At 69.6% G+C, this 23,850-nt stretch carries 28 protein-coding genes; 16 read left to right on the top strand and 12 right to left on the bottom strand.

The genetic code is table 11. The features are described 5' to 3' along the window. Nucleotides 1-13: 13 nt before the first annotated feature. The gene (locus BM310_RS12645; RefSeq protein ID WP_089808239.1) at nt 14-535 is read right to left on the bottom strand and encodes a J domain-containing protein; all 522 of its coding nucleotides are present in this window, start codon (nt 533-535) and stop codon (nt 14-16) included. A gap of 94 nt (nt 536-629) precedes the next feature. Here BM310_RS12645 and BM310_RS12640 point away from each other — a divergent pair, with 94 nt between their 5' ends. Continuing rightward, nucleotides 630-827, top strand: a complete 198-nt coding sequence (locus BM310_RS12640; RefSeq protein WP_089808237.1) for a hypothetical protein — start codon at nt 630-632, stop codon at nt 825-827. A 40-nt stretch (nt 828-867) separates the two neighbouring features. Further along, nucleotides 868-1,032 carry a hypothetical protein gene (locus BM310_RS21420; protein WP_177232610.1) on the top strand — a complete coding sequence of 55 codons (165 nt, stop codon included), beginning with the start codon at nt 868-870 and terminating at the stop codon, nt 1,030-1,032. Here BM310_RS21420 and pyrF read toward each other — a convergent pair. After that, a complete protein-coding gene (gene pyrF, locus BM310_RS12635) occupies nt 1,026-1,838 on the bottom strand; it encodes an orotidine-5'-phosphate decarboxylase (RefSeq protein WP_089808235.1) in 813 nt (270 codons plus the stop codon). The two genes, BM310_RS21420 and pyrF, sit on opposite strands and share 7 nt — an antisense overlap. A gap of 87 nt (nt 1,839-1,925) precedes the next feature. Between pyrF and BM310_RS12630 the strand changes: the two genes are divergently transcribed. Beyond that, complete coding sequence (locus BM310_RS12630; RefSeq protein ID WP_089808233.1) at nt 1,926-3,479, top strand: sensor histidine kinase; 1,554 nt, start codon at nt 1,926-1,928, stop codon at nt 3,477-3,479. A gap of 47 nt (nt 3,480-3,526) precedes the next feature. Here BM310_RS12630 and BM310_RS12625 read toward each other — a convergent pair whose 3' ends face one another. Then, the gene (locus BM310_RS12625; RefSeq protein ID WP_089809223.1) at nt 3,527-4,168 is read right to left on the bottom strand and encodes a DUF3267 domain-containing protein; all 642 of its coding nucleotides are present in this window, start codon (nt 4,166-4,168) and stop codon (nt 3,527-3,529) included. Between the two features lie 152 nt (nt 4,169-4,320). Further along, entirely contained in the window at nt 4,321-5,865 is a 1,545-nt protein-coding gene (locus tag BM310_RS12620; protein WP_089808232.1) for an amidohydrolase, read from the bottom strand. Nucleotides 5,866-5,994: 129 nt separating this feature from the next. Here BM310_RS12620 and hmgA point away from each other — a divergent pair, with 129 nt between their 5' ends. Beyond that, the gene (hmgA, locus tag BM310_RS12615; RefSeq protein ID WP_089808230.1) at nt 5,995-7,215 is read left to right on the top strand and encodes a hydroxymethylglutaryl-CoA reductase (NADPH); all 1,221 of its coding nucleotides are present in this window, start codon (nt 5,995-5,997) and stop codon (nt 7,213-7,215) included. A 22-nt stretch (nt 7,216-7,237) separates the two neighbouring features. On the opposite strand, the gene BM310_RS12610 is transcribed toward hmgA, so the two are convergent. Continuing rightward, nucleotides 7,238-7,603 (bottom strand): hypothetical protein, encoded by a 366-nt coding sequence (locus tag BM310_RS12610; RefSeq protein ID WP_089808228.1) that lies wholly within the window; start codon nt 7,601-7,603, stop codon nt 7,238-7,240. A gap of 214 nt (nt 7,604-7,817) precedes the next feature. On the opposite strand from BM310_RS12610, the gene BM310_RS12605 reads away from it, so the two are divergent. Further along, nucleotides 7,818-8,036 (top strand): hypothetical protein, encoded by a 219-nt coding sequence (locus BM310_RS12605; RefSeq protein WP_245778489.1) that lies wholly within the window; start codon nt 7,818-7,820, stop codon nt 8,034-8,036. A 33-nt stretch (nt 8,037-8,069) separates the two neighbouring features. Here the strand turns inward: BM310_RS12605 and BM310_RS12600 are convergent, their stop codons facing one another. Continuing rightward, the gene (locus BM310_RS12600; RefSeq protein ID WP_089808224.1) at nt 8,070-8,600 is read right to left on the bottom strand and encodes a DUF5817 domain-containing protein; all 531 of its coding nucleotides are present in this window, start codon (nt 8,598-8,600) and stop codon (nt 8,070-8,072) included. A 77-nt stretch (nt 8,601-8,677) separates the two neighbouring features. Here BM310_RS12600 and BM310_RS12595 point away from each other — a divergent pair, with 77 nt between their 5' ends. Next, a complete protein-coding gene (locus tag BM310_RS12595) occupies nt 8,678-9,028 on the top strand; it encodes a cupin domain-containing protein (RefSeq protein WP_089808222.1) in 351 nt (116 codons plus the stop codon). A gap of 143 nt (nt 9,029-9,171) precedes the next feature. On the opposite strand, the gene icd is transcribed toward BM310_RS12595, so the two are convergent. After that, nucleotides 9,172-10,434 (bottom strand): isocitrate dehydrogenase (NADP(+)), encoded by a 1,263-nt coding sequence (icd, locus tag BM310_RS12590; protein WP_089808220.1) that lies wholly within the window; start codon nt 10,432-10,434, stop codon nt 9,172-9,174. Between the two features lie 205 nt (nt 10,435-10,639). On the opposite strand from icd, the gene BM310_RS12585 reads away from it, so the two are divergent. From BM310_RS12585 to BM310_RS12575, 3 genes are all read left to right on the top strand, one after another. Beyond that, nucleotides 10,640-11,527, top strand: coding sequence for an isoaspartyl peptidase/L-asparaginase (locus tag BM310_RS12585; RefSeq protein WP_089808218.1), 888 nt, complete (start codon nt 10,640-10,642; stop codon nt 11,525-11,527). A gap of 57 nt (nt 11,528-11,584) precedes the next feature. Then, complete coding sequence (locus BM310_RS12580) at nt 11,585-12,520, top strand: oxidoreductase (protein WP_089808216.1); 936 nt, start codon at nt 11,585-11,587, stop codon at nt 12,518-12,520. A 324-nt stretch (nt 12,521-12,844) separates the two neighbouring features. Next, a complete protein-coding gene (locus BM310_RS12575) occupies nt 12,845-13,480 on the top strand; it encodes a DsbA family oxidoreductase (protein WP_089809221.1) in 636 nt (211 codons plus the stop codon). Nucleotides 13,481-13,505: 25 nt separating this feature from the next. Here BM310_RS12575 and BM310_RS12570 read toward each other — a convergent pair whose 3' ends face one another. Continuing rightward, nucleotides 13,506-15,170 carry an acyl-CoA synthetase gene (locus BM310_RS12570; protein ID WP_089808214.1) on the bottom strand — a complete coding sequence of 555 codons (1,665 nt, stop codon included), beginning with the start codon at nt 15,168-15,170 and terminating at the stop codon, nt 13,506-13,508. Between the two features lie 138 nt (nt 15,171-15,308). Here BM310_RS12570 and BM310_RS12565 point away from each other — a divergent pair, with 138 nt between their 5' ends. Both BM310_RS12565 and BM310_RS12560 read left to right on the top strand, forming a co-directional pair. Then, nucleotides 15,309-15,572: a hypothetical protein gene (locus tag BM310_RS12565; RefSeq protein ID WP_089808212.1), complete on the top strand. Its 264-nt coding sequence runs from the start codon at nt 15,309-15,311 to the stop codon at nt 15,570-15,572. Between the two features lie 56 nt (nt 15,573-15,628). Continuing rightward, entirely contained in the window at nt 15,629-17,461 is a 1,833-nt protein-coding gene (locus BM310_RS12560; RefSeq protein ID WP_089808209.1) for an ABC1 kinase family protein, read from the top strand. Here BM310_RS12560 and BM310_RS12555 read toward each other — a convergent pair whose 3' ends face one another. Next, entirely contained in the window at nt 17,462-17,869 is a 408-nt protein-coding gene (locus tag BM310_RS12555) for a winged helix-turn-helix transcriptional regulator (RefSeq protein WP_089808208.1), read from the bottom strand. A 99-nt stretch (nt 17,870-17,968) separates the two neighbouring features. On the opposite strand from BM310_RS12555, the gene BM310_RS12550 reads away from it, so the two are divergent. The 5 genes from BM310_RS12550 to BM310_RS12530 all read left to right on the top strand — a co-directional run bounded on the left by BM310_RS12550 (nt 17,969) and on the right by BM310_RS12530 (nt 22,450). Then, a complete protein-coding gene (locus tag BM310_RS12550; RefSeq protein WP_089808206.1) occupies nt 17,969-18,907 on the top strand; it encodes a ring-cleaving dioxygenase in 939 nt (312 codons plus the stop codon). Next, nucleotides 18,907-19,557 (top strand): alpha/beta hydrolase, encoded by a 651-nt coding sequence (locus tag BM310_RS12545; protein ID WP_089808204.1) that lies wholly within the window; start codon nt 18,907-18,909, stop codon nt 19,555-19,557. Before BM310_RS12550 ends, BM310_RS12545 begins: the two co-directional genes overlap by 1 nt. Nucleotides 19,558-19,754: 197 nt before the next feature. After that, complete coding sequence (locus tag BM310_RS12540) at nt 19,755-20,459, top strand: MBL fold metallo-hydrolase (RefSeq protein ID WP_177232609.1); 705 nt, start codon at nt 19,755-19,757, stop codon at nt 20,457-20,459. Nucleotides 20,460-20,682: 223 nt separating this feature from the next. Beyond that, entirely contained in the window at nt 20,683-21,498 is an 816-nt protein-coding gene (locus BM310_RS12535) for a hypothetical protein (protein WP_177232608.1), read from the top strand. Nucleotides 21,499-21,604: 106 nt separating this feature from the next. Further along, a complete protein-coding gene (locus BM310_RS12530; RefSeq protein WP_089809218.1) occupies nt 21,605-22,450 on the top strand; it encodes a DUF4097 family beta strand repeat-containing protein in 846 nt (281 codons plus the stop codon). Between the two features lie 399 nt (nt 22,451-22,849). Here the strand turns inward: BM310_RS12530 and BM310_RS12520 are convergent, their stop codons facing one another. From BM310_RS12520 to BM310_RS12510, 3 genes are read right to left on the bottom strand one after another with little or no spacing between them, the layout of a single operon-like run. Continuing rightward, complete coding sequence (locus tag BM310_RS12520) at nt 22,850-23,116, bottom strand: DUF7521 family protein (RefSeq protein ID WP_089808198.1); 267 nt, start codon at nt 23,114-23,116, stop codon at nt 22,850-22,852. Further along, nucleotides 23,113-23,430 carry a DUF7521 family protein gene (locus BM310_RS12515; protein ID WP_245778488.1) on the bottom strand — a complete coding sequence of 106 codons (318 nt, stop codon included), beginning with the start codon at nt 23,428-23,430 and terminating at the stop codon, nt 23,113-23,115. The genes BM310_RS12520 and BM310_RS12515 overlap by 4 nt, the downstream gene beginning before the upstream one ends. Continuing rightward, nucleotides 23,427-23,810 carry a winged helix-turn-helix domain-containing protein gene (locus BM310_RS12510; RefSeq protein ID WP_231751507.1) on the bottom strand — a complete coding sequence of 128 codons (384 nt, stop codon included), beginning with the start codon at nt 23,808-23,810 and terminating at the stop codon, nt 23,427-23,429. The genes BM310_RS12515 and BM310_RS12510 overlap by 4 nt, the downstream gene beginning before the upstream one ends. Between the last annotated feature and the right edge of the window lie 40 nt (nt 23,811-23,850).

Raw genomic sequence — 23,850 nt, 5'->3', positions numbered from 1 at the left:
CGTCGGGCGGCGCTCAGTCGGAGAGTCGTTCGTACGCGCGGTTCACCCGCTTGAACGCCTCCTCGCTGCCGGAATCGGTGTCGGGGTGTACCTCCTTGACCTTGCGACGGTAGGCGTCCTTCACGTCCGACGCCGTCGCGGAGGGGTCCAGCCCCAGCGTCCGATACGCGTCCCGCACCGACGGCCGGTTCGTCGTCGAGGGGTCGGCCCGGCGCGAACGCCGGTCGGTTCGGCGTCCGCCCGCGCCCCCGGTGTCGCCGGCGGCCGCCCGGCGGCCCGGACCGAACCCCCGGAAGTCGTTCGGGCCGCGCGAGGCGTCGTTCGGCCCCGTACGCGCCCGTCGTCGGGTCCGCCCCTCTCGAATCCGCGCCTCGAACCGCCCGCTGGCGTGGTCCCACATCAGGTAGGTGGCGACGACGAACGGGACGGCGACGACGAGGAGGAACAGCTGGTAGGCGAAGCCGAGCACGACGAGCAGCATGGAGATGCCCGCGAACACCGCGGCGAGGCCCAACACCAGAGTATCCCGGTCCACGGTCGGAGTTAGGTTCGGAACACCGTAAGCGTCTCGCCGCGGGAGACGAACCGCCGCCCCCAAGAGGTAGATACCCGCCGCGCCAACTCCCGGTATGAGCCTCTCAGGACTCTGTCAGGTGTGCGAGTCGCGCGAGGCGAAACACACCTGTACGCAGTGCGGGACGGCGGTCTGTGACGAGCACTTCGACCGGACCAGCGGTCTCTGCGTCCGGTGTGCGGACACGTCGGGCAAGCGGGACGTCTCGCCCACCACGGACGAAGTGGACGAGGACGACTTTCACCGCATCTGACGGGCGGAACGGCTACCCCGCTCGGCGCCGTCTCTCCGACGTGAACGAGACGACGGACGGTCACGACGCGGACGGCCACGCGACGGGTGACCACGCGACAGGCGACCATGCGGCGGACGGTCACGACTGTCCCGCCTGCGACCGGCGGTTCCCGGACGAAGACGTCCTTCGAGACCACCTGTACAGCGTCGGACTGGTCTACTGAGCGTCGCGGTACCGGTTGAGTCGGCGCTTGAGCCGACGCGCCGCGTCGCCGGCGGCCCCCGCGAACGCCTCTCCGCGGTCCTCGCCGGCGAAGATGATGCCGCGCGAGGAGTTCACGAGGCCGACGCCGTCGGCGAGGCCGAACTCCACGGCCGCCTCGGCGTCGCCGCCCTGCGCCCCGATGCCGGGAACGAGGAACGGCAGGTCCGGCACCTGTTCGCGAATCGACTCCAACTCCTCGGGGGCCGTCGCGCCGACGACGAGGCCGACGTTCCCGTGCTGGTTCCACAGGTCCGCGAGGGCGGCGACGCGTTCGTACACGCGTTCGCCCGAGGCGAGTTCGAGGTCCTGCAGGTCCTCGCCGCCCGGGTTCGAGGTGCGACAGAGGACGAACACGCCCTTCTCCGACCGGTCGAGGAACGGTTGCAGGGAGTCTCTGCCCATGTACGGGTTGACGGTGATGGCGTCCACCTCGTCCAGCAGTTTCGCGTACTGTCGGGTCGTGTTGCCGATGTCGGCCCGCTTGGCGTCGAGGAGGACGGGCACGTCCTTCCCGTGGGCGTACGCGACGGTCTCCCGGAGCGACCGCCAGCCGTCGCCGTCCTCGTAGAACGCCGCGTTCGGCTTGTAACACGCCGCGTGTTCGTGCGTCGCGTCGATGATGCGGCGGTTGAACGCCCACTGCGGCAGGTCCTTGTCCGCGAGGTGGTCGGGGATGCGCGACCGGTCGGCGTCGAGGCCGACGGAGACGACGCTGTCGACGCTGTCGATGCGGTCGGCCAGACGGTCGAAGAACGCTCGTGTCATCGCCGGAGGTGCACGCTCCGCCGACGAGAAGATTGCCCTTCGCACCGGTAGATTGATGTAGACGTTCGTGATACTTCTCCCGAACGAATGGCACCCGACCGAGAGCGGTCCGCACGCGCCGAGGACGACGACGGGTCGCTCTCGCCCTCGGATGCCGACCCGGCCGTCCTCCTCGTCGGCGACGCCGACGAGACGGCCGCCGCACTCCGTGAGTCGGGGTTCGCCGTCACGCCCGTCGCCGCCGAGACCGAGGCGACGACGGAGTTCGACTGCCTCGTCGTCGTCGCCGACAGTGCCGCCGCCCTCTCGGACCTCGATTCGGTCCACTCCGCCGTCCCCGTCGTGTTCGTCGCCGCCGGCGAGACGGACGCCGCGGCGGCGTTCGAGGCGGGTGCCGACGAGTTCGTCCCGGCCGCAAACGCCGCCGACCCGACGGTCCTCGACGCCCGCGTCCGCGGCGTCGTCGCCCGCGCGACGAACGCCCTCCTCGAAGCCGACCTGGCGCGCGAGCGAAGCCTCCTCGACGCCATCTTCGAGACGGTGCCGGCGCACCTGTACGTGAAGGACCGCGAGGGGCGGCACGTCCGCGTGAGCGAGGCGTACGTGGACGACACCGAGCGGTTCCTGGGCAAGACCGACTACGAGGTGTTCCCCCACGAGTCGTCCAGAGAGACGTACGAGGACGACGTGCGCATCATGGAGACGGGCGACCCCCTGTTCGACCAGGAGGAGCCGATAATCTCCTCGGACACGCACAAGTTCTCGCTGCGACACCTCCTCGAGGAACACGGCGACGTGGAGACGGCGACGGGCAACTGGGTCCTCACCTCGAAGGTACCGTGGCGCGACGAGGACGGCACGGTGGTGGGCCTTGTCGGGTTCACCGTCGACATCTCCGAGCAGAAGGCGCAGCGAAAACGGCTCGAACGGCAGAACGAACGGTTAGAGGAGTTCGCCGGCATCGTCAGCCACGACCTTCGCTCGCCGCTGAACGTGGCGCAGGGCTACCTCGAACTCCTCGCGGAGTCCGTCGACGACGCCGACGCGCGGGCCAACCTCGAACGGGTGGAACAGGCGCACCGTCGCATGGCCCGCCTCATCGAGGACGTACTCTCGTTGGCCCGACAGGGCACGATAGTCGACTCGCCCGACTCGACGCACGTCGGCGACGCGGCGACGCACGCCTGGCAGACGGCGGTGACCGGGAGTCGCGCGACGCTTCGGGTGGAGACGGGCGACCTGACCGTCGAGGCGGACGTCGGGCGCCTCTACGACCTGTTCGGGAACCTGTTCGCGAACGCCGTCGAACACGTCGGCGACGACGTCACCGTCCGCGTCGGCGCACTCGAGGACGGCTTCTTCGTCGAGGACGACGGCCCGGGCATCCCCGCCGAGGACCGCGACACCGTGTTCGAGACGGGGTACTCCACGGACCCCGACGGCACCGGGTTCGGACTCGCTATCGTGCGGCGAATCGCCGAAGCGCACGGTTGGACCGCCTCGGTCACCGAAGCGGTGTCGGGCGGCGCGCGCTTCGAGTTCCGCGCGGAGTCGCACTCGAACGGCCCGTTCGAGGACGCCGGCGACCCCCGTGCCGGTCGCTACGGGTCCGCGGCCCGTTCCGAGGACGTCGGCCGCTGACCGGGTGCAGGTGGTCGCGGCGCCCGTCGACGACCGGGACCGGACCGTCACGACGCCGGTTCGAAGACGTACGAGTGGCGGACGTCGCTGTCGTAGTAGAGCGTCCCCTCGGGCCGTCGGAGGAGTGACGCGATGGCGTACAGGTCGCCCGCGGCGCCGGCGGTGTTGAACACGAGAGCGACGAACGCCGCGAACGCGAGGAGGGGGACGGGCACGAACAGGAGGGGGAGCAGGAGGGCGTCGAGGAGGAGCAACGGCGCCGCGGTGACGACGAGGACGTCCTCGCGCCGCTGAAACTGGTGGAATGCGCAGGCGTACGCCGCGCCGAGGAACGGCGCGACGCCGTAACTGACGCGGTAGCCGTACCGCCGGTAGGCGAGTCCGTGGACGAGTTCGTGAACCACGACGGTGGCGAGGACGGTGCCGACGAAGACGCCCGCGGCGAGTCCGAGTCGGAGCGAGAGGGTGAATCCGGTCTCCGTCTGCTGCACGTCGAACACCGTCTCGAAGACGGCGGGGCCCTGCACGGCCCACAGAACCGAGCCGAACAGCAGTATCCCGACGGCGACGAGGGCGACGGACAGCACCATCAGGACCGGGAGCGAGTACTCGAACGCCGTCGGCTCGGCGTACCCCGCGGGCGTCTCCGGGACCAGCGCGTCGTCGGGGTCGAATCGGCTCTCCGGCATCAGTTCGCCCGGACGGGCCGACGGTTCACTCGGTACACACGGACCCGGACGGGCGGCGGCGACTTCCGTGTTTCCGCCGGCGACGGCGGGCGCGAGCGAGATGGTCACCGCCGCTCCCCCGCGAGGACGCCGTCGGGGAGGGGTTCGACGCCCTACGCGTCGCGTTCGTACACCACGTCGCCGGCGACGACGGTGGCCGAGACGTCGATGTCGCGTATCGAGTCGGCCTCCCACGGCGACTCGGCCAGCACCGTCAGGTCGGCCGCCTTCCCCGCCTCGATGGTTCCGAGTCGGTCCTCGTCGAACCCGGCGTACGCCGCGCCGGCGGTGTACGCGCGGAGGGCCTCCGTCACGCCGAGTCGTTGCTCCGCTTCGGGGGCGTTCACCGCGTGGTGGACGCCGAGGAGGGGGTCCAGCGGCATGCAGTCGCTCCCGAACGCGAGGGGGACGCCCGCGTCGGCGAAGGCGGCGTAGCGGTTCGTCTCCGTCCGCCGGTCGCCGAGGCGCGAGTCGTACAGGCCGCCCTCGCCGGCCCACTTGAGGAAGTTCGGCTGGACCGAGGCGACGACGCCCGACTCGGCGAACCGCCGAATCGCCTCGTCGTCCGCGAGTTCCGCGTGTTCGACGCGGTGTCGGCTCTCGCCCGGACTGTCGCAGTCCTCGTACGCGTCGAGGACCGCACGCACCGCCTCGTCTCCGATGGCGTGCGCGGACAGTTGGAGGCCGTGCGCGTCGGCCCGCGAGACGACGTCCGACAACTCGTCGGGGTCGACGACCCACGACCCCGTCTCCGACGGGTCGTCGCTGTACGGTTCGGAGAGTTTCGCCGTCCGCCCGCCGAACGACCCGTCGGTGAACGTCTTTATCGCCCCGGTGCGGACCATCTCGCTCCCGTGGTTCGTCCGCAGACCGGCGTCTACCACGCTGTCGAGGTGGTCGGCCCAGTAGTTGATGCGGACGCGGAGCGTCAGGTCGCCCCGCCGGTCCAAGTCGCGGTAGACGCCCGGTTTCGCCGAGTTGCGCGTCATGTCGTGGACGCCGGTGACGCCGCGTTCGTTCGCCGCCGCCTGCGCCGCACGGAGGAGTTCCTCCGTCTCCGCCCGGTCCGGTTCCACCGCCTCGTACACCGCGTCGACGGCCTCCTCCACGACGACGCCGGTGGGGTCGTCGCCGTCGTATCGCACGTCTCCGTCCGGCATCTCGGGCAGGTGGCGGTCCAACGCGACCGAGTTCAGCGAGGCGACGTGCATGTCCTCGCGGAACGCGGCGACGGGCCGGTCCGTCGAGACGGCGTCGAGGTCATCGCGCGTGAGGTACCGCGACTCGGCCCACGCGCTCTCGTCGTAGCCGTATCCGAGGACCCACTCGTCGGCGTCGTCGCCGCCGAGTTCGGCCGCCCGTTCGCGGAGTCGATTCACGCAGTCGTCGGGGCCCGCGGCGTCCGCGAGGTCCGCGTGGACGAGGGACCGCCCGACCATGTCGAGGTGGGTGTGCGCGTCGACGAACCCCGGGAGGACCACGTCGCCCCCGAGGTCGACTGTCTCCGTCTCGGTGCCGACGAGGAACTGCACGTCGTAGGACTTGCCGAGGCGGACGATTCGGCCGTCGCGGACGGCGATCGCCTCGTGCGTCTCGTCGGGGTCGCAGAGCGTGTGCACCTCGCCGTCGAGGAGGACGAGGTCCGCGGCGTCTGTCATGTGTGGGGAGGTGGCGGGGGAGGGCAAAACGGTTGGGGTGGCGGTCATCCGACGGCGTCGGTCCCGCGGGAAGACGCGTAGAGGCCGGGAACCGGTAACGGTTAGGGAAGTCGCGAAAAACTCCCGCACATGACCGACGCTACGACGGCCGAAGCACTCGCCGAACGCGTCCGGGAGGGCGAGTTGCGACTCCACGAACTCGAAGACCACGCGGACGCCGACACGGCGACGGCGGCCCGCCGCCTCCTCGTCGAAGCGCAGTCGGGGGCGTCGCTGGACGCCGTCGGCGACTACGGCTTCCCGGCCGAACGCGCCGACCCCAACATCGAGAACATGGTCGGGACCGTGCAGGTGCCGATGGGCGTCGCCGGCCCTGTCGAGATACGCGGCGGCAGTCTCGACGGCGAGCGCTACCTCCCCCTGGCGACGACTGAGGGGGCCCTCCTCGCGAGCGTCAACCGCGGCTGTTCGGTCCTGAACGAGGCCGGCGGCGCGAACGCGCGCGTCCTGAAGTCCGGGATGACCCGCGCCCCCGTCTTCCGCGTCGCCGACGTGGTGGCGGCCGAAGCGCTGGTCGAGTGGGTCCGCGACAACGAGGACACCCTCGCGGAGGCGGCCGAGGAGACGACCAGTCACGGCGAACTACTGGACGTGACGCCGTACGTCGTCGGTGACTCCGTCTACCTACGCTTCCGCTACGACACGAAGGACGCGATGGGGATGAACATGGTCACCATCGCCACGCGGGCGGCCTGCGACGTGGTCGAAGCGGAGACGGACGCCTCCCTCGTGGCCGTCTCGGGCAACCTCTGCACCGACAAGAAACCCGCGGCGATAAACGCCGTCGAAGGACGGGGACGCTCCGTCACCGCCGACGTGACCATCCCGCGCGAGGTGGTCGAAGACCGACTGCACACGACGCCCGAGGCGGTGGCCGAGTTGAACACCCGCAAGAACCTCGTCGGGTCGGCGAAGGCGGCCAGTCTGGGGTTCAACGCCCACGTCGCCAACGTCGTCGCCGCGATGTTCCTCGCCACCGGACAGGACGCCGCGCAGGTGGTGGAGGGGTCCAACGCCATCACCACCGCGGACGTGCGGGACGGCGACCTGTACGTCTCCGTCTCCGTCGCCAGTCTCGAAGTCGGCACCGTCGGCGGCGGGACGAAACTACCGACGCAGGCCGAGGGACTCGACGTCCTCGGCGTCCGGGGGGGCGGTGACCCCGCGGGGTCGAACGCCGACGCCCTCGCGGAGGCCATCGCCGTCGGCGCTCTCGCGGGTGAACTCAACTTACTCTCCGCACTCGCGTCGCGGCACCTCTCCAGCGCGCACGCCGAACTCGGGCGGTAGCGCGCCCCGTCGCCCGCGTTCCTCACTCGGCCGCTCTCCTCGAATCGCCCGTCAGCAGGCGCCACGGCCGGGCGACGACGGCCGTCCCGACGACGAGGAGGACGACGCCGGCGACGACGAGGGCGAGGCCGGGGTCCGTCGCGAACCCGAGGGCGATGCCGACGGCCACCGACACCCACCCGAGACCCGACAGCGACAGGCCCGCCCCGCGACGGCGTTGCCCCCGGACGACGGCCGCCGCCGCCAGCGCGGTGTAGCCGACGAGGAACGCGAACCCGGCGAGGACGAGTCGCTGGCCGAGGAGGGCGAGGACACCGCCGGCGACGAAGCACGCCCCGACGATGGCACGGACGGCGACGCCGACGGGCGCGGGCAGCGAGTCGCTCATACCTCCTCTCCGCGCGGCGACCGACAAAGCGTTTCGTTTTCCGTCGCCGGCGTTCGCCGTCACTCTGCCCGCGCGCCCGTCGCCACCGCCGCACCACTTCCGCCGGAGCGGTCACTTTCGCCGCGCACCCATGGCTCGGTTTTACCCGTCTCTCGGCCCTCTCTCCGGATACGTTCGCGGCGGGCTCCCCGTCCCGCCGCGGACGCTCCGCGTCATGTCCCCACGAACGAACGCGCCAGCGACGCCCCCCGCTGGCACCGGTCCGCCGGACGCGCCGGCCGATGCGCGCGACGCCGAGAGCGACGCCGCCGGCGACTCCGGAGACGGCTCCGCCGACCTCCGGACGGCGACGCGTCTGTTGCGCCTCGTGAAACTCCTCTTGGGCACCGTCGTGTCGCTCCTGACCGCGCTGAAACTGCTCGGCCTCCTCTGAGGCTCCGCGGGAGTATCAGAGCAGGGCGGCGATTCAGAGCAGTCGGTACCGACCGCGCGACTCCGACACCTCGCCGCGTCTGGTCAGTTTTTCGAGGAGGTCACGCGCCGCCGCGTCGGGGACGCCGCGCTCTGCGGCGTAGGCGGCCACCTCGTCCTCCGTCGGCCGGTCCGTCGCCCGAATCGCCTCGCGAACCACGTCGACGCGATTCGGCGACGACGACGCCCCGCCCATCGCCCGTTCGCCCGCCGACGCGACTTCGTCGGCGTCGAGACCCGACGCTTCGAGGTACTCCTCGTCGTCGACGCCGGACTCGGCGACCGACTCCTCCATCTCAGAGACGTGCGCCGTCTCGGCGAACGCCTCGCTGTCGCCGTGCTTCTTCGCGAGGAGGGCGGCGCGGGCCTGTCTGGCCGCTTCGCGGTCCTCCGTCTCGATGAACGTCCGCAGTTTCTTCGTCTGGTGCGTCCGCCCGCACCGCGGACAGTTGGCCGTCTTCGACTGTCTCGGGTCGGTGAGCAGCCACATGCTGCCGCACTCGGTACACCCGACCACCGCGTACATACGCTCGCTTCCGCGTCGTCGGATTTGAACCTTGGCACCGGGCGTACGTTTATACCGGGTCGGGCGTCCAACTCTGCATGGAACGCGTCTCCACCGACTCGGTCGAAGCGGTCGAAGCCGTCCCGGACGTCCACCTCTCGGTCCTCGCCGGGAGCGACCGGGTGAACGTCCAGCACTTCCGCATCGAACCGGGGGCGACGGTGCCCGCGCACAGCCACGATCAGGAGCAGGTCGGCTACGTCGTCAGCGGCGAACTCACCTTCGTCGTCGGCGAGGACGAGCGAGAAGTCGTCGTCGGCCCGGGCGACTCGTACGCACTCGACGCCGACGAACTGCACGGTGCCGAGAACCGCGGCGACGTCCCAGTCGAGGGCCTCGACGTCTTCAGCCCGCCGCGGCGGATGGCCGACTGGGGCGAGGGCGAGTAGCGTCGCTCGCGCGGCGAAAAGAGAGGAGAATTTCGGGCGCGAGAAGCGCTCGTTACGCGAGTTCTGGCTGCTCGAACAAATCGCTTATGCGAGTTCTTCGATGTTCTCGGAAATCTACGATTTCCGAGCGCACGAAACGCTCTCTACGAGAGCGTTTCGATGTTCTCGACGACGGCCTCGGCGAACTCGCTCGTGGCGAGTTTGTTGCCGCCCTCGATCTGCCGTTCGAGGTCGTACGTCACGTCGCCCTCGGAGATGGTCTTCTCGACGGCGTCGCGGATGAGCTTCCCGGCGTCCTTCCAGCCCATGTACTCGAACATGAGGCGGCCGGAGAGGATCATCGCCGTCGGGTTCACCTTGTCCTCGCCCGCGTACTTGGGCGCGGACCCGTGGACGGGTTCCGCGAGGCAGAGGCCCTCGCCGAAGTTCGCGCCGGGGGCGATGCCGAGTCCGCCGATCTGCGCGCCGGCGGCGTCGGACATGTAGTCGCCGTTCAGGTTCATCGTCGCGATGACGCCGTACTGGTCGGTCCGCGTCAGGAGCTGCTGGAGCATGTTGTCGGCGATGCGGTCCTTGACGACGACCTTGTCGTCGGGCTGCTCGCCGTCGTACTCCTCCCAGAGTTCGTCCTCGGTGATGGTCTCCTCGGCGAACTCCTCCTCTGCGAGTTCGTAGCCCCAGTCACGGAACGCGCCCTCGGTGAACTTCATGATGTTACCCTTGTGGACGAGGGTGACCGAGTCGCGGTCGTTCTCGAGGGCGTACTCGATGGCCTCGCGGACCAGCCGCTTCGTCCCGAACTCGGTGATGGGCTTGATGCCGATGCCGATGGGGCCGTCGTGCATCACGTCGTCCTCGCCCATCTCGTCCTCGACGAACTCCTTGACCTGCTGAACCTCGTCGGTGCCGGCCTCCCACTCGATGCCGGCGTACACGTCCTCGGTGTTCTCCCGGAACGTGACCATGTCCATCGCCGAGGGGTTCTTCACGGGCGACGGGACGCCGTCGAGGTGGTACGTCGGGCGGACGTTCGCGTAGAGGTCGAGCTTCTTTCGGAGCGCGACGTTGAGCGAGCGGAAGCCCGCGCCGACGGGCGTGGTGAGCGGACCTTTGATGGCGACGCGGTGGTCCCTGATTGCCTGCACCGTGTCCTCGGGCAGGTTCTCGTCGTACTTCTCGCGGGCGGACTCGCCCGCGTACACGCGGAGCCACTCGATGGAGCGACCGGTCGCATCCGCGGCGGCGTCGAGTACCTTCTGGGCGGCCGGACCGACGTCCGTGCCGATGCCGTCGCCGTGGATGATGGGGATAATCGGGTTGTCGGGAACCGACAGCTCGCCCGTCTCCTCGTCGGCGAGCGTGATCTTCTCCCCGTTCTCGGGAACTTCGATCTGGTCGTAGCTCATGAACAGACGGGTGTTCCCGGACCGGCGGTAAAGTATTGCCGTTATCGTTCAGGACGGCAAGTCTTGGATTTCCCGGCGAACGTGGCCGCTTCGTCCCCTCGCGGCCGTTCGGGCGAACGCGACTTCCGCCGATACGGCCGCCGACTCGCGGCAGGCGACGGCGGGTGTCGGTGCCGTTTTGCGCTCCCCGTTCGTCGCCGACGACATGCGAGTCATCGTTCACGGCGGGGCGGGCGGCGTCCCGGACGACCCGGAACCCAGACAGGAGACGGTGGACCACGCGGCGGCGACTGGCGCGTCTCGGGCTGACCCGGTCGACGCCGTCGAAGCGGCCATCCGCGTCATGGAGTCGGACCCGGCGTTCAACGCCGGCGTCGGCGGGGCGGTCCAGTCCGACGGACGGGTGCGGACGGACGCGGGCGTGATGACGAGTGCCCGCGAGACGGGTGCCGTCGCGGGCATGCCGGGCGTCGAGCACGCCGTCTCCGCCGCCCGCGCCGTGATGGAGGAGACGCCGCACGTCTTCGTCGCGGGCGAACCGGCGGTGGACGTGGCCGCCGACTTCGGCGTCGAGACCGGAGTGGACCTCTTCACCGACGAGACGAGGCAGCGCTGGGACGAGGCGGACCCGCCGGCGGGGTCGCCGCGCGACCACCTGTCGTGGCTCGACGACAAGTTCGGGCAGTCGAGCGCAACCGCCTCGAACGACGCGGACCTCTCGGACCACGACACCGTCGGGGCCGTCGCCTTCGACGGGGAGGCGTTCGCCGCCGCCACCTCCACCGGCGGGCGGTGGTTCGCCCTCGCCGGCCGCGTCGGTGACGTGCCGCAGGTCGGGTCCGGGTTCTACGCCGCGCCCGCGGGGGCCGCCTCCGCGACGGGCGCGGGCGAGGACATCGCCAAGACCACGCTCACCCGCCGCGCGGTCCGCCACCTCGAACGCGGCGAGGACGCCCAGTCGGCCGCCGACCTGGCCATCGAGGAGTTCGGAGAACTCACGGGCTCCGGCGCGGGCGTCATCGTCGCCGGTCGCGAGGGCGTCGGGAGCGCGTTCAACACCGACGGCATGCAGACGGGCGTCGCCGAACGGTAGGTCGACCGACTGCCGCGGGCCACGAACTTACCCGTCGTCGCGCCGTAGCGTCGGCCGATGACCTCCAAGTGGACTGCCGACGACGTCCCCGACTGCTCGGGGAAGACGATGGTCGTGACCGGCGCGAACAGCGGACTCGGCTACGAGGCGACGCGAGCGCTGGCGGCGAAGGGCGCTCACGTCGTGATGGCGGTCCGGAGTCCCGAACGCGGGCGCGAGGCCGCCCGAGACGTCCGCGAAGCGGTGCCCGACGCCGACCTCACGCTGGCCAGACTCGACCTCGCGGACCTCGACTCCGTCCGCCGGTTCGCCGACTGGTTCCGAGCGGAGTTCGACGACTGCCACGTCCTCGCGAACAACGCGGGCCTGATGGCGATTCCGCGCCGGGAGACCGAACAGGGCTTCGAGATGCAGTTCGGCGTCAACCACCTCGGCCACTTCGCCCTCACCGGCCTCCTCCTCGACACCCTCCGCGACACCGAGGGCGAGACGCGCGTCGTCGCCCAGTCCAGCGGCCTGCACGAGAACGGTGAGATGGACTTTTCGGACCCCATGGGCGAGGAGTCGTACGACAAGTGGGACGCCTACGCCCAGAGCAAACTGGCGAACCTCCTGTTCGCGTACGAACTCCAGCGACGACTGGAACTGGCGGGCGTCGACGACGTGGTGAGCCTCGGCTGTCACCCCGGTTACGCCGACACGAACCTCCAGCGTCGCGGGCCGGAGATGGAGGGGTCGTTCGTCCGGAAACTGGGGATGGGGCTCGCGAACCGCGCGTTCGCGCAGAGCGCCGAGATGGGCGCGCTCCCCCTCCTGTACGCCGCCACCGCCGACGACGCCCGCGGCGGGACGTACGTCGGCCCGACCGGCTTCCAGAACATGCGCGGGCACCCCGGCGAGAACGAGTCCAGCGAGGCGTCGCGCGACGAGGACGACGCCCACCGACTGTGGGAACTGTCGGAGCACCTGACCGGCGTGACGTACGGCATCTGAGTCGGCGCGGCCCGGTTCGAGTCCGTGCGGCCCGGTGCGACGCGGAAGGGGGAGGACTGCGGGGTCACGACGCGAGACGGCGACGGCCCGCCGCGGTCGTGTCCCGGCGGGGCACACCCCGGACGCGTGTACGACACCGCGCACGTATCGACGCGGTGGTGGGACGACACCGCGCACGTACCGACGCGGTGGTGGGACGACACCGCGCACGTATCGACGCGGTGGTGGGACGACACCGCGCACGTATCGACGCGGTGGTGGGACGACACCGCGCACGCATCGACGCGGTGGTGTCTTGTACCCGCCCGCCCACGTACCGGACGCATGAGCGACGCCGACTCTCCGGACCGAATCACCGTCTACTCCGACTACGTCTGCCCGTTCTGCTATCTCGGGCGCGAGTCGCTGCGACAGTATCAGGCGACCCGCGAGGACGAACTCGAAATCGACTGGCACCCGTTCGACCTGCGCAGTCAGAAGCGGAACCCCGACGGCACCATCGACCACTCGGTGGACGACGGCAAGGACGACGACTACTACGAACAGGCCAAGGAGAACGTCCGTCGCCTCCAGGAGAAGTACGACGTGGAGATGGACCTCGACATCGCCACCGACGTGGACTCGCTTCCCGCGCAGGTGGTCTCGTACTACGTGAAGGAGCACTACGACTACGAGACGTGGCTGGCGTTCGACGAGGCGGTGTTCGACGCCCTCTGGCAGGACGGCGCGGATATCGGCGACGAAGCGGTACTCGTCGAACTCGCCGCGGACGCCGGCGTCGCGGGCGAGGAGGTCCGGTCGGCGCTCTCGGACGAGGCCCTCCGCGAGGAGGTCCGGCGGACGTTCGGCGAGGCGAGACAGCAGGGCGTGACCGGCGTGCCGACGTTCGCCTACGACGGGTACGGCGCCCGCGGCGCGGTGCCGCCCGAGCATCTGAAGCGGTTAGTCGAAGGGACGTAGCACGCGCCGGCGTCTCGCCTGCGGTTCAGCCCTCGGTCTCGTCTCTCAGTTCGGTGCGACGAATCTTGCCCGTGACCGTCTTCGGCAGTTCGTCGCGGAACTCGATCTCTCGCGGGTACTCGTGGGCCGAGAGTTCGGTCTTCACGTGGTTCTTGATGTCCTCCTTCAACTCCTCGGACGGTTCGGTCCCCTCGCTGAGGACGACGTACGCCTTGACGATGTTGCCGCGTTCGCGGTGGGGTTTGGGGACGACGGCCGACTCCGCGACGGCCTCGTGTTCGCCGAGCGCGCTCTCCACCTCGAACGGGCCGATGCGGTAGCCCGACGAGAGGATGACGTCGTCGGCGCGGCCCTCGAACCAGAAGTAGCCGTCCTCGTCCTTGTACGCGAGGTCACCGGAGAGATACCACTCGCCGCTGGGACCGTCCACGAAACAGTCGGCCGTCTGCTCGGGCTTGTTCCAGTACTCCGCGAAGAAGCACGGGTAGTCGCCGCGTTCGGCTATCTCGCCGGTCTCGCCCGGGTCGAGCACCTCGCCGGTGTCGGGGTCGACGATGTCGGCTTCGATGCCGGGGAGCGGCTTCCCCATCGACCCCGGCTTGAGGTCCATCGTCGGGTAGTTGTTGATTATCATGTTCCCCGTCTCCGTCTGCCCGTACGTGTCGAGGATGGTGACGCCGAGCGTCTCGCGACCCCACTCGACGACGCCGGCGCTGAGCGGTTCGCCGATGGAGAGCGCGTGCCGCAGGTCCACGTCGGCGTCGGCCAGCAGTTCGTCTCGCTCCCTGAGCATCCGGTACGCCGTCGGGACCGAGAACAGGACGTCGACGGGGTACTCGTCGAGCAGTTCGACCCACGCCTCGGGGTCGAACTCGCCCTCGTAGGTGAACAGCGACGCGCCCCAGAACCACGCGCCCAGCGTGTTTATCGCGCCGGTCAGCCAGCCCAGGTCGCCGGTGCTCCAGTAGAGGTCGCCGGGTTGCAGGTCCACGGCGTACTGCTGCGTCGCCGCGACGCCGGCTATCCAGCGCTGCTTGTGGAGGACGCCCTTCGCCAACCCCGTCGTCCCCGAAGTGTAGTAGAGGAGCGCGTCGTCCTCGCCGCCGGTGTCGGCGGCCTCGTGCGTCGTGCTCGCGTCGTCGAGCGCGGGGCCGAACGCGATGTCGTCGACGGGCGCGCCGCCGCCGCGGTCCACGGTGACGACGTGTTCGACCGACGGCGCGTCCGTCAGCGCCTCGGCCACCGTGTCGCGGTTGTCGGTCGTGGTGACGACGACGCTGGCGTCGCAGTCGTCGAGGCGGTAGGAGATGCCGTCGGGACCGAACCGCTCGTTGACGCTCCCCCAGACCGCGCCGTGTTTGAGCGTCCCGACGAGGGCGACGTAGTGTTCGGGGATGCGCGGCATGTACGAGAAGACGCGGTCGCCGCGTTCGACGCCGAGTTCCGCCAGAACGTTGGCGAACTGGCTCGACCGGTCGGCCAACTCCCAGAACGTCGTCTTCGTCAGTTCGCCGTCGGTGCCGACCTGGTAGAGGGCGACCTTCTCGCGGTCCTCGGCGTGCCGGTCGACCGTCTCGTGCGCGACGTTCAGTCGCTCGGGTGCGTCCCAGTCAGCCTCGGCGTACACGTCGTCCCACGAGAACGACTCCCGCGTCGCGTCGTAGTCGGTCAGGTTGTGGCCGTTCGACATACGGGTCGACCGACAGCCGTGACGAACATAATCTTCCCTTATGATTGGCTGAATCTATCGGAGGGAAATAACGGGTGACCCGCGCCGCCGGCGGGCGTCCGCCCCAGCGTAGAAACCGCTCCGGCACCAACGACCGGTATGAGCGACACCGTCCGATGTTGGCTGGTCGAACGGGGCTACAACGACCGCGACCTGGTCATCCTGACGTACGCGACGCCCGAGGGCGACCGGGTGTTCAGGAACGAGTTGGCCGCGCAGGTCATCGACACGAAGACGGTCACCGCCGCGAAGGACGTCGACCCCGGGAATCTCGAACCGGTCGCGGACCCGGAGACGCGCGACCGCTACGCGGCCGAGGCCGACCGAGTCGCGAGCGACCACGACCCCGACGACGAAATCTGAAGGTCGACGACGCGTCCCCTTTTTACGCTCGCGGTCCCGAGAGTGAACCACTCCGAATGTCGGCCCCCGCCTCCGAACCCGCCGATGCGACCGACCCCGCGGACGCCGAACCCGGTGCCGCCGATTCCGACGCCGCCGGCCCCGACGCCGACGCGGACCGACCGTCGGGCCTCCGCGTCAGGCTCCGGTCGCTGTGGCGACTCCTCGTCGTCGTCCGCGCGTTCCTCCCCCTGTTCGTGGGGATGGCGCGCGACAGGCGCCGGTTCCTCCTGTTCGGCCGTCGCCGCCGCCCCGACTCGACGACGCGGCGGCGGCGGGCGACGTCCCTCCGCGACAGCCTCGTCTCCCTCGGCCCGACGTTCATCAAACTGGGGCAGATTCTCTCGACGCGGCCGGACGCCCTCCCCGGCGAGTACGTCGACGTCCTCTCGTCGTTGCAGGACGAGGTGCCGCCGGACGACTGGGAGACGGTCCGTCCCCGCGTCGAGGCGGAACTCGGCCCCGTCGACGAGGTGTTCGACCGCTTCGACCGCGAACCGATAAGCGGGGCGAGTCTCGGGCAGGTGTACACCGCCGTCGCCGACGGCGAGGAGGTGGCCGTCAAGGTGCTCCGCCCCGACATCCGCCGCGTCGTGGCGGCGGACCTGCGCGTCGTCGAGACGCTGATGCCCGTCCTCCTGTTCTTCGCCCACCCCGGCCAGCGATTCACGTTCGAGAACCTCGCCGACGAGTTCGCCGACACCATCCACGAGGAGATGGACTACGACCACGAGGCGCGGATGCTCCGCGAAATCGGGGCCAACTTCGCGGACGACCCGAAGATTCGCGTCCCCGACCCCGTCGACGCCTACTCGACGCGGAACGTCCTCACGATGGAGTACGTCGAGGGCGTCAAGATAGACCGCGTGCGGGAGTTAGACCGACTCGGAATCGACCGCGAGGCACTCGCCCGCCGCCTCGAACGGACGTACATCCAGATGATTCTCGAAGACGGCGCGTTCCACGCCGACCCCCACCCCGGTAACCTCGCCGTCCAGTCGGACGGCACGCTCGTCTTCTACGACTTCGGCATGACCGGTCGCGTGGACGCCGCGACGCGGGACCACATGTACGACTTCTACGTCGGCGTCGCGCGCGACGACATCGACCGGGTGATAGACGCCTTCGTCGCCATGGAGGCGCTGGACCCCGCGGCCGACCGGGAACTGATGCGCGAGACGTTCGCCGTCGCCATCGAGACGCTCCGCGGGCAGGACGTCGACCAGTACCGCGTCCAGCAGTTGGTGTCGCAGTTCGAGGAGACGCTGTACGACTTCCCGCTCAGACTGCCGCAGGACCTCGCGCTCGTCGTCCGCGTCTCGACGGTGCTGGAGGGCGTCTGCCGGACGCTCGTCCCCGAGTTCGACTTCGTGGACGAGGTGACCGACTACGTGAGAGAGCGCGGGATGGGCGGCGAGGAGGGCGAACCCTCGATGGGCGAGCGGTTCGCCCGCGAGACGGTCGAAGAGGCGGGCGAACAGGTGCAGGAGACGGCGCGGACGCTCCTGTCGGTGCCGCCGAAACTGAACTCGGTGCTCGGGCTGGTCGAACGCGAGAACGTCCGGGTGAACGTCGTCCTCGACGACTCGGACGCGCTCTCGGCGTTCGGCCGCAAGGTCGTCTCGGGCATCCTCCTCGGCGGGAACCTCCTCGCCGTCGCCCTGCTGTACGCGCTGGAGAATCAGCTGACCGCGGGCGTCGTCGCCCTCGGCGTCGTCCCGTTGGCGTTCCTCCTCTACCGGACGTTCCGCCGCAAACGCGGCGTGCGCGTCCGCGGCGACCCGCAGTTCACGAGACAGGGACTCCGCGCCCGCCGCGGAGAGGCCCCCGGCGGCGAAGACGGCGACTGACTACTCGCCCTCGGCCGTCGCCGCGCCGGCCCCGTCGCCCTCGTCTTCGACCGCCGCGGGGTCCTCGCCCGTCGGCGTCGCGCCGAGCCACTGGTCGGCCCAGCAGTTTATCTCCTCGAACACCGGGGCCAGCGACTCCCCCTTCGACGTGAGCGAGTAGTACGTCGCCACGGGCGCGTCCTCCTCCAGTCGCCGGGAGACGAACCCGAGTTCCTGCAGGTCGTCGAGGACGCGCGAGAGCGTCCGCGAACTCGACCCCGTCGAACGCTTGAGTTCGTTGAAGCGCTTCTCGCCGTCCTGCAGGTCGTGGAGGACGATGAGTCGCCACTGGGAGCCGATCTGCTGGATGGAGTCGATGACGCCGCACGCTTCCTCGCTGTATCTCTCGTCGTCGTCGTCCGGGGACATTGATGTCACGTGGTGACTCGTACGTCCGGGAACCTACATATGGTTTCGGTTCCGTACTAAGTATCAGAGTGAAACCGGCGAGAGCCGGCCTCGACACCCATGAACACCGAAGGCATCCACCACGTGACGGCCGTCGCGGGCGACCCGAGCGAGAACGTCCGGTTCTACACCGACGTGCTCGGACTCCGCCTCGTCAAGCGAACGGTCAACTTCGACGACACGCACACCTACCACCTCTACTACGGCGACGAGACGGGGTCGCCCGGCACGGCGCTGACGTTCTTCCCGTTCGGCGAGGGCCGCCCCGGCCGGTCCGGCCGCGGACAGGCCGTCGCGACGGCGTTCGCCGTCCCCGAGGGGAGTCTCGACTACTGGCGGGAGCGACTCGAATCGCACGGCGTGACCGTCGACGACGTCGAGACGCGGTTCGGCGCGGACGTCCTCCCGTTCGCGGACGGCGACGGCCAACCCCTCGAACTGGTCGAGAGCGAGTCCGCCGTCGACCCGTGGGCGGACGGCCCCGTCCCCGTCGACGCCGCGGTTCGCGGCTTCCACGGCGTGACGCTCCAGTCGGCCCGCCCCGACGCGACCGGTCGCGTCCTCGAACTCCTCGGCCTCGAACGGACCGCGGAGACGGCCGACCGCGTGCGCTACGTCGCCCCCGGCGACCGGGCGACGGTCGTGGACCTCCTGACCCGCGAGTCGCCGCGCGGCCGCCCCGGCGTCGGCACCGTCCACCACGTCGCGTTCCGCGTGCCCGACGCGGAGACGCAGATGGCGTGGCGCGAGACGCTCTCGGAGGCCGGTCAGCACGTCACGCCGCAGAAGGACCGCCAGTACTTCCAGTCCATCTACTTCCGCGAACCCGGCGGCGTCCTGTTCGAGATAGCCACCGACGGTCCCGGATTCACCGCCGACGAGTCCGTCGAGTCGCTCGGGTCGGAGCTCAAACTCCCGTCGTGGCTGGAAGACGACCGCGAGGAGATTCGGGCGCACCTGCCCCCACTCGACGCCGTCACGGAGGAGGCCGCCGACTGATGGCCGACGCCGACCCGCACGCCGACCAGCCGATTCTGACCGCCGGCGCCGACCCCGAGGAGGCCGACGCCGCCGTCGTCCTCGTCCACGGCCGCGGCGCGACTGCCCGCGGGATGCTCCAGTTCGCCGACGAGTTCGGCCGCGAGGGCGTCCACTACGTCGCCCCGCAGGCGGCGCGCGGCACGTGGTACCCGAACTCGTTCATGGCCCCCCGGGAGTCGAACGCCCCGTTCTACGAGTCGGCGCTGGCGCACCTCGCCCGCGCCGTCGAACGCGCCCGCGAGACGACCGGTCTGCCGGCAGAGAAACTCCTGCTGACGGGGTTCTCGCAGGGGGCGTGTCTCCTCTCGTCGTACGCGGCGCTGAACCCCCGCCGCTACGGCGGCGTCGTCCTCCTCTCCGGCGGGTTCGTCGGCCCCGAGGGGGAGACGTTCCACTTCGAGGGGTCGCTCGACGGCACGCCCGTCATGCTCGGCGTCAGCGACGACGACCCGCACATCCCCGTCTCGCGCGCCGAGGAGACGGTGGATGAGTTCGAACGGATGGGTGCCGACGTTCGGTTCGACGTGTACGAGGGCCGCGGCCACGGCATCTTCCCCGAGGAAGTGGAGTTCCTGCGAACCCTCGTCGGCCGCCTGCTCGGCGAGTAATTCGCGGCGTTCAGACCCGCTTTCCTGGCTCTGTTGAAACCTACAGATACTGACAAGTATCGCGTGTCGACTGTAGAGGGTGTCTACAGCAAACCTACTGGAACCTACCACAGACGAGACACCTATCTACGTTGGATGCGAAGTGCTAGCATAGCATGTCCTCAACTAGTAACCGTATTCACGTCCCAGATCGCAAGGTGGCCGAGGGCGTCTACCGGTTCGGAACGCGTCGGATCAACTGGTATATCCTCGAAGGGGACGAGGAGGTGACGATCATCGACGCGGGGCTCCCCGCCCACTGGCCGCAGCTAGTTGCCTGGCTCGATGAAAACGGCTACGAACTTGACGACGTTGCCGCGCTCGTGCTGACACATGCAGACGTAGACCACGTCGGCTTCGCCAAGACGTTGGCCAGCCAGAACGTTTCTGTCTACTGTCATCCAGACGACTTACCCCTCCTTCGCAGCCATCCACAGAGTCCTCCGAGATGGTACCTACGGAACCTTTGGCGGCCACGGTTCTTCGCCTACGTTCTTGAGATGTTCCGCGATGGCGTCAGGTCCGTCGAACCGCTTGCCGATGTTGATCTGCTCTCCGAGGGGGATGTGCTCTCTGTGCCAGGCGAACCGCGTGTGATCTTTGCGCCCGGTCACACGCCGGGGTCGTGTGTATTATTCGTCGAGGACCGCGAAATTCTCTTCTGTGGCGACGTGCTCGCCACGCGGGACATCTTCACCCAAAAGGAGGGAGATCCGCAACTACTCGGTGCCGCCGATGAAGACCCCGAGGAGGCCGAAGCGTCGCTCGCTCGCCTCGAAGGGTTGGGATCAGTGACTCTACTGCCCGGACACGGGAACCCCTGGTACGGAGATATCGACACGGCGCTCGCTCTCGCTCGCTAACGCCCGTTCTCACTTGCTCGTCGAGCGAGCTTAAACGCCATCTCTTTGACGGATTCGCGCCCTACACTTAGCGATTCAACGACGGCATTCTGCCCGATATGCGCTCTGTATTCAGCACGGCCTCGACAAACTATCGTCGGCAGAGGATTTCAACAGAGCCGCTTTCCTCCCGTTCCGACCGTCGACCGAGGAATTATCAACACTCGAAATAGTTGTGTGGTCGATGACGATAACGGGCCAACGGTTCAACGGGGATGCGGAGGTGCTACACCGGACCGCCGTCCGGACACCGCTCCCGGACGAGGACGCCGAACGCCTGTTCCACGAGAACATGATGCGCGTCGCGGACGCCAGAGAGCGGAAGGCGGACCTGCTCGCGGACCCCGACGTCCCGTTGCTGGCGGCCTACGAGGCGGAGTTCGACCGGGTCGCCGAGAGCTTCCGCCGGCGACTCCGGCAGTTCGCGGGCGACGACTACGAGTCCGTCGCCGTCGCCTACAGCCGCGGTGAGCGGGACGACCGAATCGGCGCGCTCGCCGCCTACTACTTCGAGGGGCTCTGGCGGATACAGCAGCGCACCACCGTCACCGACGTGCTGTTCTTTCCCATCATCCTCCGGTACCCCGACAGCTTCACGGTGAACGCTCGCTTCGCGAGCGGATACCGGACGACGGAGTCGGTCCGCTACGAGTCGCCGGAACACGACGCCACGGACCTCGACCCCGAACACGCCGAGGCGTACCACGCGGAGAGCCAGTACAGCCAGCGGCGAGCGGCCGAATACGTCCGCGAGACGGCACAGATCATCCGCGAGGAGTTCCCCGACCCCGACGAGACGCCGTTCGAGGAGCGACGGTACGGCGGTATCGTCTCCGCCGAGGGGAGACAGGGAACGCGCTTCTCGGCGATGCTGACGCGCGTCGAACCCGACCCGGAGCGCTTCGACGACCGGGTCGGCGAACCGACGCTGGTCGCGGAGGGACCGGAGGCCGAACGGACCGAGGCGGAACTGCTCCTCGACGGCGACGTCGTCCTCTGAGGCGGAGGGTCTGGCGGCGCTCTCCCACATAAACGTCGGGGGCCAGTCGTCCGGTCGGCGACGGGCGGCGGAGGTTGAAGTGACGCACCGACGACACACGGACGAGATGGACGACACAGACAGCCTCCACGACGACGCCCTCCGACGCCGCGCGTTCGCGTCCGCCGCCGTCACCGGTCTCGCCGGACTGGCGGGGTGTACGGGAACGGTCCGGCCGTTCGTCGGGAAGCGCGAGACGACGACGGACGCCGCGACGGGCGTGCAGTCGCTGGTCGTCGCGGCCGACGTCGGCGACGTGACGGTCACGCCGAACGCCGACCTGTCGGCCGGCGCGGTCCGCGCGCACGTCACGAAGCGCTCCTCGTCGCTCCTGCGTTCGCTCTCGTCGGCGACGTTCTCGCTGACGACGACGGACGGCCGGGCCGAGGCGCGCGTCCGGACCGAGGACGGCGTCGTCAGACTCGGGCCGACGCCGAACGTCCGACTCCGCATCGAGGCGCACCCGTCCGTCGTCGTCGCGGCCGCCCGGTCGTCGGACGGCGACGTGACCGCTCACGGGACGGGCGGCGACGCCGTCGTTCGCACGACCAACGGCGACGCGACGGCGACGGACGTCGACGGGTTCGTCCGCGTGCAGAGCGTGAACGGCGACGTCCGCGCGCACTCCTGCGACGGCGTCCGCGGCGTCGTCTCGAAGAACGGCGACGCGGAGGCGACGGTCCGCGCCCTGCGCTCGGACGCCGACGTGGGGGCGACGAACGGCGATGTCCGCGCGTCACTCGGCGCGTCGCTCGGCGCCCGCGTCGTCGCGGAGACGACGCACGGCGACCTGACCGTCTCGGCGACGCTGGACGACGCGCGACGGTCAGACCGGCGCGTCGCCGGCACCGTCGGCGACGGCGGGCCGACGCTCCGGGTATCTTCGGAAACCGGCGACGTGTCGGTCACGTAGGCGGCCGCTGGTCTCCTTCGGCGGATTCGCGGCGACGCACGAGAAGCGACTGCGCCGGCGAGGGACCTGGACGACGCGAGCGACGCGCCTCGGCCGTTCGGCTCCGTTCGTGGGGGGTCGAGGTGACCGGAGCGAAAGCGGGCGCGAGGGCGTCGAGCGGGTGGCGGACGATACGTGGGTGAGGGCGTCGAACGTCAGGGGGGCCGACAGCGGCGGGACCGACTGGGGGAGAGCGGCGTCTCGACCACGGACGAGGCGACGACGAATCGGCGCCTCGGTCCCGCGGCGTGGGAGGGGGCGTGTCGGTCGTCTGCCGGCACTCTGGAGGAGCGACGGGAGCGACGTATAGACGCCCGGCAACTCGCCGAGCGGGCGACTCTGCCCAAGATATAAGTCGGTCTAGTCGAGCGACCGGTAGACCGCGAGGAGACCGAGCGTGTGCGACAGGAGGACGGCGACCAGCACCGACGCGTCGGAGAGTTCCGCGACGTCCGACAGCCCCGTCACGAAGACGGGGACGACGGCGATGAGCGCGACGCCGACGGCGAGCGCGCGCATCGTCTCGCTCTCGTGGCGGCGGTAGCCCCGGTAGGCGAGCGACGCGACGAACGCGCCGACGGCGGCGGTGACGACTGTCGTGGCGAAGGCGATAGTGGAGAGGTTCATCGTTCGTAGACGGTGTAGAGGACGGCGAGGAGGCCGAGCAGTTCGCTGACGCTCGCGGCGATGATGCGCACCGCGGAGTCGACGCCGGCGGTGGTGAGACCGACGCGGAGGAGCATCGGGACGGCCGTGAGCAGGCACATCCCGACGGCCAGTTGCAACAGCGGACGGGTGCCCGTGCGGAGGTAGCCCCGCGCGAACCGGTAGGTCACCAGTCCGGAGAGGACCAGCGACGCCGCGAACAGGGCGAAGGCGGCGAACACCATCGGCGCCGACCCGCCCGTGACGGACACCTGTCCGGTCGTCGTCCCCATCATCGTCCGGACAACTCCTCGTACAGACTCGTAAAGCGGTCGGCGGCCGTCTCGCCCGTCTCGCGTTCGACGTCCACGACGAACCCGTCGGGAGTGAGTTCGACCGTGACGCGGTGGAGGCGGGCGGCGTACACCTCGTAGTGGTGTCCGTCGGGGTCGAGTCGCTGCTGGCCCTCCAGCAGGTCTCGTTCCCGGAGGCGTTCGATGCGGCGGTATATCGTCGAGGGGGAGGCGTCGCACGCCTCGCTGAGCGCGTCGGCCGAGCGAGGCTCCTCGCACGTCTCGACCAGTATCTCCCGCGCGTACCGGTCGTCGAGGAGGCTCACGAGTTCCTCCTCGGCGTCGCCGTCTCCCTCGACCATCGCTTCGAGCTTTCCTGTCATTCGACAAAAAATACTGCGCATCGAGCACGGCGGCTCGTCG

It is taken from the genome of Halogeometricum rufum (assembly GCF_900112175.1).
Taxonomy (GTDB): Archaea; Halobacteriota; Halobacteria; order Halobacteriales; family Haloferacaceae; genus Halogeometricum; species Halogeometricum rufum.
Note: the sequence above shows the minus strand (reverse complement) of the source record. Positions and strands in the feature narration are given on the sequence as shown.

Bases quoted from the DNA above. Each gene is read 5' to 3' on its own strand.
- BM310_RS12575 (WP_089809221.1), top strand. From the start codon at position 12,845: ATGAGCGACGCCGACTCTCCGGACCGAATCACCGTCTACTCCGACTAC.
- BM310_RS12600 (WP_089808224.1), bottom strand. From the start codon at position 8,600: ATGTACGCGGTGGTCGGGTGTACCGAGTGCGGCAGCATGTGGCTGCTC.
- BM310_RS12620 (WP_089808232.1), bottom strand. From the start codon at position 5,865: ATGACAGACGCCGCGGACCTCGTCCTCCTCGACGGCGAGGTGCACACG.
- BM310_RS12530 (WP_089809218.1), top strand. From the start codon at position 21,605: ATGGACGACACAGACAGCCTCCACGACGACGCCCTCCGACGCCGCGCG.
- BM310_RS12640 (WP_089808237.1), top strand. From the start codon at position 630: ATGAGCCTCTCAGGACTCTGTCAGGTGTGCGAGTCGCGCGAGGCGAAA.
- BM310_RS12585 (WP_089808218.1), top strand. From the start codon at position 10,640: ATGCGAGTCATCGTTCACGGCGGGGCGGGCGGCGTCCCGGACGACCCG.
- BM310_RS12520 (WP_089808198.1), bottom strand. From the start codon at position 23,116: ATGAACCTCTCCACTATCGCCTTCGCCACGACAGTCGTCACCGCCGCC.
- BM310_RS12595 (WP_089808222.1), top strand. From the start codon at position 8,678: ATGGAACGCGTCTCCACCGACTCGGTCGAAGCGGTCGAAGCCGTCCCG.
- BM310_RS12570 (WP_089808214.1), bottom strand. From the start codon at position 15,170: ATGTCGAACGGCCACAACCTGACCGACTACGACGCGACGCGGGAGTCG.
- hmgA (WP_089808230.1), top strand. From the start codon at position 5,995: ATGACCGACGCTACGACGGCCGAAGCACTCGCCGAACGCGTCCGGGAG.
- BM310_RS12510 (WP_231751507.1), bottom strand. From the start codon at position 23,810: ATGACAGGAAAGCTCGAAGCGATGGTCGAGGGAGACGGCGACGCCGAG.
- BM310_RS12555 (WP_089808208.1), bottom strand. From the start codon at position 17,869: ATGTCCCCGGACGACGACGACGAGAGATACAGCGAGGAAGCGTGCGGC.
- BM310_RS12625 (WP_089809223.1), bottom strand. From the start codon at position 4,168: ATGCCGGAGAGCCGATTCGACCCCGACGACGCGCTGGTCCCGGAGACG.
- BM310_RS12535 (WP_177232608.1), top strand. From the start codon at position 20,683: ATGACGATAACGGGCCAACGGTTCAACGGGGATGCGGAGGTGCTACAC.
- BM310_RS12515 (WP_245778488.1), bottom strand. From the start codon at position 23,430: ATGATGGGGACGACGACCGGACAGGTGTCCGTCACGGGCGGGTCGGCG.
- BM310_RS12610 (WP_089808228.1), bottom strand. From the start codon at position 7,603: ATGAGCGACTCGCTGCCCGCGCCCGTCGGCGTCGCCGTCCGTGCCATC.
- icd (WP_089808220.1), bottom strand. From the start codon at position 10,434: ATGAGCTACGACCAGATCGAAGTTCCCGAGAACGGGGAGAAGATCACG.
- BM310_RS12565 (WP_089808212.1), top strand. From the start codon at position 15,309: ATGAGCGACACCGTCCGATGTTGGCTGGTCGAACGGGGCTACAACGAC.
- BM310_RS12630 (WP_089808233.1), top strand. From the start codon at position 1,926: ATGGCACCCGACCGAGAGCGGTCCGCACGCGCCGAGGACGACGACGGG.
- pyrF (WP_089808235.1), bottom strand. From the start codon at position 1,838: ATGACACGAGCGTTCTTCGACCGTCTGGCCGACCGCATCGACAGCGTC.
- BM310_RS12560 (WP_089808209.1), top strand. From the start codon at position 15,629: ATGTCGGCCCCCGCCTCCGAACCCGCCGATGCGACCGACCCCGCGGAC.
- BM310_RS12550 (WP_089808206.1), top strand. From the start codon at position 17,969: ATGAACACCGAAGGCATCCACCACGTGACGGCCGTCGCGGGCGACCCG.
- BM310_RS12580 (WP_089808216.1), top strand. From the start codon at position 11,585: ATGACCTCCAAGTGGACTGCCGACGACGTCCCCGACTGCTCGGGGAAG.
- BM310_RS12605 (WP_245778489.1), top strand. From the start codon at position 7,818: ATGTCCCCACGAACGAACGCGCCAGCGACGCCCCCCGCTGGCACCGGT.
- BM310_RS12545 (WP_089808204.1), top strand. From the start codon at position 18,907: ATGGCCGACGCCGACCCGCACGCCGACCAGCCGATTCTGACCGCCGGC.